This window comes from Rhodococcus sp. AW25M09, assembly GCF_000333955.1.
Taxonomy (GTDB): Bacteria; Actinomycetota; Actinomycetes; order Mycobacteriales; family Mycobacteriaceae; genus Rhodococcoides.
Genome location: NZ_CAPS01000004.1, coordinates 1 through 5,755, shown reverse-complemented (window position 1 = coordinate 5,755; position 5,755 = coordinate 1). Strand labels below are relative to the sequence as shown.

Below are 5,755 nucleotides of genomic sequence, written 5' to 3'. Positions count from 1 at the left end.
CCCTCGACGCCGCTCTCGGTGCGACGGGTGCTGTCGACCTCGGAGCGCTGGCCGACATCCAGGGTGGACTGAGCGGCGCGCTCGGCGCGATGTTCGGAGTCGGTGGCACCGTCGGCGCAGAGCTCGGTACCGCACTCGGCGGAGTCTTCGATGCTGTTCTCGGTGCCGGAGCCGGCCTCGACCTCGCAGGTGACCTCGGCGCAGCACTGACCGCCGGCATCGGCGGCGCACTCGCCGGACTCGGCAGCGTCGGCGCGGATCTCACGGCGAACGTCGGAACCGCACTGGACGGAGCGCTCGGTGCCGGTGGTGCGCTGGTCGGCGACCTCGCAGGCGGAGTCGGCGCAAGCCTCGGCGGGCTCTTCGCGACCGACGGTGCCATTGCCGGCTCCCTCGGAACCGCACTCGGAGCTGTTCTGGACGCAGGTGTGCTCGCGGATCTCGATGTCGACGCCATGCTGGCTGCGGGCGGCAACGTCGGTGCGATCGTCGGGGGTGCATTGGGTACCGCACTCGACCTCGACACCACCGCGGTCGGCGGACTCACCGCAGCCATCGACAACGCAATCGCCGGGACCATCGGCGCAGGTGCCGGCATCGGCGGCGACATCGCAGGCGGACTTGCCGGTGGAGTTGCAGGCGGAGTTGCCGGCAACCTCGAAGGACTCCTCGGAACGGCGTTCGGCGTCGGCGGTACCGCAGGCGCCCAGCTCGGCACCGCGCTCGAAACTGTGCTCGATACCAGCTCGGCCCTCGACGTCGGAGCAGTACTCGGTGCCGGAGCCGACCTGAGCGCAGGACTGGCCGGAGCCGTCGATGCAGCCGCAGCAGCAGGAGCAGGCCTCACCGGAACCGTCGATGCAGCACTCGGCGGATTCGGGGGAGTGGGTGCAGATCTCTCGGGCGGTCTGACCGGAGTCGGTGCAGTGGGGGCCGGTCTGACCGGTGGCCTCGCGGCTGTCGGGAACGTGGGTGCGGATGTGACCGGTGGCCTCGCGGCTGTCGGGAACGTGGGTGCCGATGTGACCGGTGGCCTCGCGGCCGTCGGCAATGCAGGCGCAGGACTTACCGGCGGACTTGCAGGCTTGGGCGACGCGGGCGCAGGCCTGACCGGAGGGCTCGCCGGACTCGGCAGCCTCGGTGGCGGCATCGCTGGCGGAGTTGCCGGCGGAGTGTCCGGCGGCGTCGATGCCGCAGCTCAGGCCGGGGCCGGACTCGAGGGAACCGTGACCGGAGCCGTCGACACCGGCGTAGACGCAGCAGCGTCCGCGGGCGCAGGCCTGGCCGGAGCCGCGAATGCAGCAGGATCCGTCGCAGGTGGCCTCGACGGTGCCGTGGGCGGAGTGGTGGACGCGGGAACCTCGGTGGGCGGCGAGATCGCCTCGAACGTCGGCGGTGACATTGCCTCGAACCTCGGCGGTGACATTGCCTCGAACCTCGGCGGTGACATTGCCTCGAACCTCGGCGGTGGGCTGGATGCAGGAGGCTCGCTCGGTGGCGGCGTCGGCTCCATGGTGAGCGGGGGTTTGGATGCTGGTGCCGACGCTGCGGCTTCCGCGGTCGGCGGGTTTGACTCTGCTGCGCAGGTCGGCGGCCAGGCCGCGGGTACGTTCACCGGGGCTGTGCAGTCCGGTGCAGAGGGTGCAGCTCAGGCGGGCAGCTCGCTGTCGTCGGCGGCCTCGGGATCCTTCGAGCAGTCGAGCTCGTTCGATTCCAGTGCAAGCGCAAGCGGCACGGGCTGGTCGAGCGTCGACTCCGACGTCTTCGGTCAGGGCGAGAGCCACACGGATCTGTTCAGTGACTCCAGCAGCAGCCTGCACGGATCGGTGGACTCGGCAGCCGATTCCCTCGGTCATGCAGTGACCGTCGATCACGACATCGACCCGCTGCACCCCTGATCGCTACGCCTGTGATCAGGTGAGAACCCTGCGACTCGGCCCCGAGTGTTCCTCACACGTCGGGGCCGAGTCGTAGCTAGAGTTCGTAGTGCGGACGTCGACGAGAATGGGTTGTGAATACAAGCGTATGGACGGGCAATCTACTGAGCTGGCCGAGCTGCTGAGTCGCACTGCGGCCGTGGCGACATCGGCGGGACGATCCGATCTGGTGGATCGAGCGGAGGCGGCGCGATCGCGCGTGTTGGATCCACGCAGACGCATCATCGTGGTCGGACCGCTCAAACAGGGCAAGAGTCAGTTCGTGAATTCGCTGCTCAATCTGACGGTGTGCTCGGTCGGCGACGACGAGACCACCGCCATCCCGACGGTCGTGTCCAACGCCGAAAGCTTCTCGGCGCAGCTCGTTCTGGCCGATCCCGGCAGCGATCCCATCCGAGTCGACGTTCCGGCCGAGGAGATCACGACGGTCACCCCGGAGAGCCCCCGAGCTCAGGGCCGGGAAGTGTTGCGCCTGGACATCGGCGTGCCCAGTCCACTGCTCGCCGACGGTCTGGTGTTGGTGGATACGCCGGGTGTCGGTGGGCACGGAAACCCGCATGCTGCGGGCACATTGGGTCTCATTCCGTCGGCCGATGCGGTGCTCGTCGTGTCCGACGCCTCCCGCGAATTCACCGAGCCGGAGCTGTCTTTTCTCCGACAGGTGCAAGGCCTGTGCCCGGCCGTGGCGGTGCTGATCACCAAGATCGATCTGTATCCGCACTGGCGGCAGATCGTCGAGGCCAACCGCGGACACCTGGACCGCGCGGGCATCGATGTGCAGATGTTGCCGGTGTCCTCTCTGTTGCGTTCGCACGCACTGCGTTTGAACGACGAGGAGCTCAACGCCGAGTCCGGTTTCCAGCAGCTCTACGCGTTCTTGCGTGATGATGTGGTGGCGCGGGCCGATGTGCTGGCTCGGGCGTCGGTCTCCCTCGATGTCCGATCGGTCACCGAGCATCTGTCGCTCTCGTTCGGCAGTGAGCTTGCGGCGCTGAAGGATCCGGAGCGAGCCGCCGCTGCCGTCGCCGGGCTGCAGCGCGCCAAATCGGCCGCCGAAGAACTGCACAAGCGGTCCTCGCAATGGCAGCAGACACTCGGCGACGGAATTGCCGATCTTGCGTCCGATATCGATCACGACCTGCGCGACCGGTTGCGTCGCGTCACCCGGGAGGCGGAGGAGACCGTCGACGAGGGGGATCCGGGCAAGGACTGGCCGCAACTGGGAGAGTGGCTCGAGGAGCAGATCGCCGCGTCGGTGGGAGACAACTTCGTCTGGGCTCACGAGCGCGCACTGTGGCTCTCGGAGTTGGTCGCCGAGCATTTCGCATCGTCCGGTGCGGCGGCACTGCCCGATCTCGATCTCGGGGATCTGGACAACGTCCTCGAACCCGTCTCGTCGTTGGCCGATCTGGAATCCGGTCGCGTCGGAATCACCCAGAAGGTCCTGGTGGGTATGCGCGGATCCTACGGCGGTGTGCTGATGTTCGGTCTGATCACCACCTTCGTCGGGCTGAGCCTGCTCAATCCGATCTCGATCGGTGCCGGCGTGTTGTTGGGAACCAAGGCGTACAAGGAAGACAAAGAGAACCGCGTCAAGGCTCGCCGTTCCGAGGCCAAGATGGCGATTCGTCGTTTCACCGACGACGTCAGCTTTCAGGTGGGCAAGGAATCGAAGGACCGGCTGCGGCAGATTCAACGAGTACTTCGCGATCACTTCACCTCGATCGCCGAGCAGACGCTGCGTTCGCTGAACGAATCGTTGCGCTCGGCGCAGGAAGCCGCCGCTGCCGACAACACGGACCGCGCCGCGCGCATTGCTCAGCTCGAGCAAGACATGCGAGTGGCAGCCGACTTGAATTCTCGGGCAATCGCTCTCGTCGAGGACACCGCGGTATGAGCGTGACGGCTCTGGCCCGGGCACGTGATCTGATCTCGGCGGCTCGGTCGACGTACGCCGGTGACGCCGAGGCGTCGTGGATGCTCGACGAGTGCCTGTACCGCCTGGACGAGCCGCTGCGGGTGGCGCTCGCCGGATCGCTCAAAGCCGGCAAGTCGACGCTACTCAATTCACTTGTGGGGCAGGATATTGCTCCGACCGATGCCACCGAGTGCACCAAGGTCGTCACCTGGTATCGCAACGGGGTCACGCCTGCCGTGACGGCCTGGTACGACGGCGACCGAGCAGCGAATGTGCCGGTGCAACGGCGGGACGGCCGATTGACCTTCGACCTGGGTTCGCTGACGGCAGCGCAGGTCGATCGACTGGACGTGGAATGGCCGGCGAGTGCGCTCGCGCAGACGACCATCATCGATACCCCGGGCACGTCGTCTCTGTCGCGGGATGTCTCGGCGCGGACGCTGGCGATGCTGACGCCCGAGAACTCCTCTTCCGGTGCCGACGCCGTCGTGTATCTGCTGCGCACCCTCAATGCATCCGACGTGTCGTTTCTGGGGCAGATCGGCGCACACGTGGGCGGTGACTCGGGTCCGCTCGGCGTGATCGGGGTGGTCTCTCGGGCCGACGAGGTCGGCTCCGGCCGGATGGACGCGATGATGTCGGCCAAGGAGGTCGCCGCGCGGTTCGCTTCCGAGCTCGAAGCCACCGGGTTGTGCCAGGCAGTGGTTCCGGTCGCCGGCTTGCTCGCACTCGGTGCGGAAACGTTGCGGCAGAACGAATTCGCCGCGTTCGAGATGCTGGCGACGGTGCCTACCGAGGATCTGCAGCTGGCGATGCTCTCGGCCGATCGCTTCGTGCGTCCGGAAAGTGCGTTGCCCGTCGATGCAGCGCTGCGCGCCAGTATCGTCGACCGCTTCGGGTTGTTCGGAATTCGGATGGCGGTCACTCTGATTCGGCTCGGCGTCCGCGATTCACCCACCTTGGCGGCCGATCTGGTCGAGCGCAGTGGTCTGAGCGAGCTTCGGTCGGTGATCGACGTGCAGTTCGGTCAACGTGCGGACCAGTTGAAATTGCACTCCGCTCTGGTTGCCCTGCAACGGATTCTGGAGTTCCGCCCGGAATCGCACGCGCTGCGCATCGAAGCCGGGCGGATGCTCGCCGATGTGCACGGCTTCGCCGAACTGCGGCTGCTCGGCCGATTGCGCTCCACCACACCGAAACTCCCGGACGGTGCATTGCTCGACCTGCAGCGCATCATCGGCGGGTTCGGTATCGCGGCTACCGAGCGCCTGGATCTGCCGCCGGATGCCGGACGCACTCAACAGCGCGACTCCGCGCTGGCGGCAGTGCACCGGTGGCGAGGGCTGTCCGAGCATCCGCTGCTGGATCAGTTCACGTCGACGTCGTGCTCCATCGCCGCACGTAGCGCTGAGGGGATACTCGCCTCACTGGCGTGAGGATCGGCGGGGCAGCAGTGCGACGATCGTCGCAGCGGCGGCAGTGGCGGCCACGACGAAGGGTCCCCATTGCAGGACCCCGCCGAGCAGTGCGGAGGCGTCGGAGACGAAGGTCGAGAACGTGACGGCTGCGCCGATGGTCAAGATCCCGACCGCGCCCATCAGAACCTTGGAGGACGTCGCGCCGCCGCGCAGCAGGTTCAGCGCGACGAAACCGAGCAACATCAGGACCGCGGACGCGGCACCGCTGGACAACAGTGTGGCCGAGGCGGTGTTGCGGACATCTGTCGCACTTGCTGTCGAATCCTGCTGTGACACCGCAGTTTCGACGGCGGACAGTACGGCCTCCCAGTTCAGCGCGATGGCGGCGGCCAGCACGAGAACCAGGCCTGCAGTCAGTGCCCACAGCGCCTTCGCGACCTTCGGAAGCGTCGAGGGTGCGGTCTCACGCCGCGACCGAAGCG

At 67.2% G+C, this 5,755-nt stretch carries 4 protein-coding genes; 3 read left to right on the top strand and 1 reads right to left on the bottom strand.

Annotated features, from left to right (window positions below; translation table 11 throughout):
* The 3 genes from RHODMAR_RS29345 to RHODMAR_RS00440 all read left to right on the top strand — a co-directional run.
* Positions 1 to 1,898 (top strand): hypothetical protein (locus tag RHODMAR_RS29345; RefSeq protein WP_042937365.1); only part of this gene is annotated, 1,898 nt, incomplete at its 5' end.
* 127 nt (positions 1,899 to 2,025) lie between these two features.
* The gene (locus RHODMAR_RS00445) at positions 2,026 to 3,834 is read left to right on the top strand and encodes a dynamin family protein (protein WP_042937364.1); all 1,809 of its coding nucleotides are present in this window, start codon (positions 2,026 to 2,028) and stop codon (positions 3,832 to 3,834) included.
* On the top strand, positions 3,831 to 5,291 hold the full coding sequence (locus RHODMAR_RS00440; protein WP_008710057.1) for a dynamin family protein: 1,461 nt from the start codon (positions 3,831 to 3,833) through the stop codon (positions 5,289 to 5,291). The genes RHODMAR_RS00445 and RHODMAR_RS00440 overlap by 4 nt, the downstream gene beginning before the upstream one ends.
* Here the strand turns inward: RHODMAR_RS00440 and RHODMAR_RS00435 are convergent.
* Positions 5,280 to 5,755, bottom strand: a 476-nt coding sequence (locus RHODMAR_RS00435) for a hypothetical protein (RefSeq protein WP_008710055.1), incomplete at its 5' end; no start/stop codon positions are given. The two genes, RHODMAR_RS00440 and RHODMAR_RS00435, sit on opposite strands and share 12 nt — an antisense overlap.

Bases quoted from the DNA above. Each gene is read 5' to 3' on its own strand.
- RHODMAR_RS00445 (WP_042937364.1), top strand. From the start codon at position 2,026: ATGGACGGGCAATCTACTGAGCTGGCCGAGCTGCTGAGTCGCACTGCG.
- RHODMAR_RS00440 (WP_008710057.1), top strand. From the start codon at position 3,831: ATGAGCGTGACGGCTCTGGCCCGGGCACGTGATCTGATCTCGGCGGCT.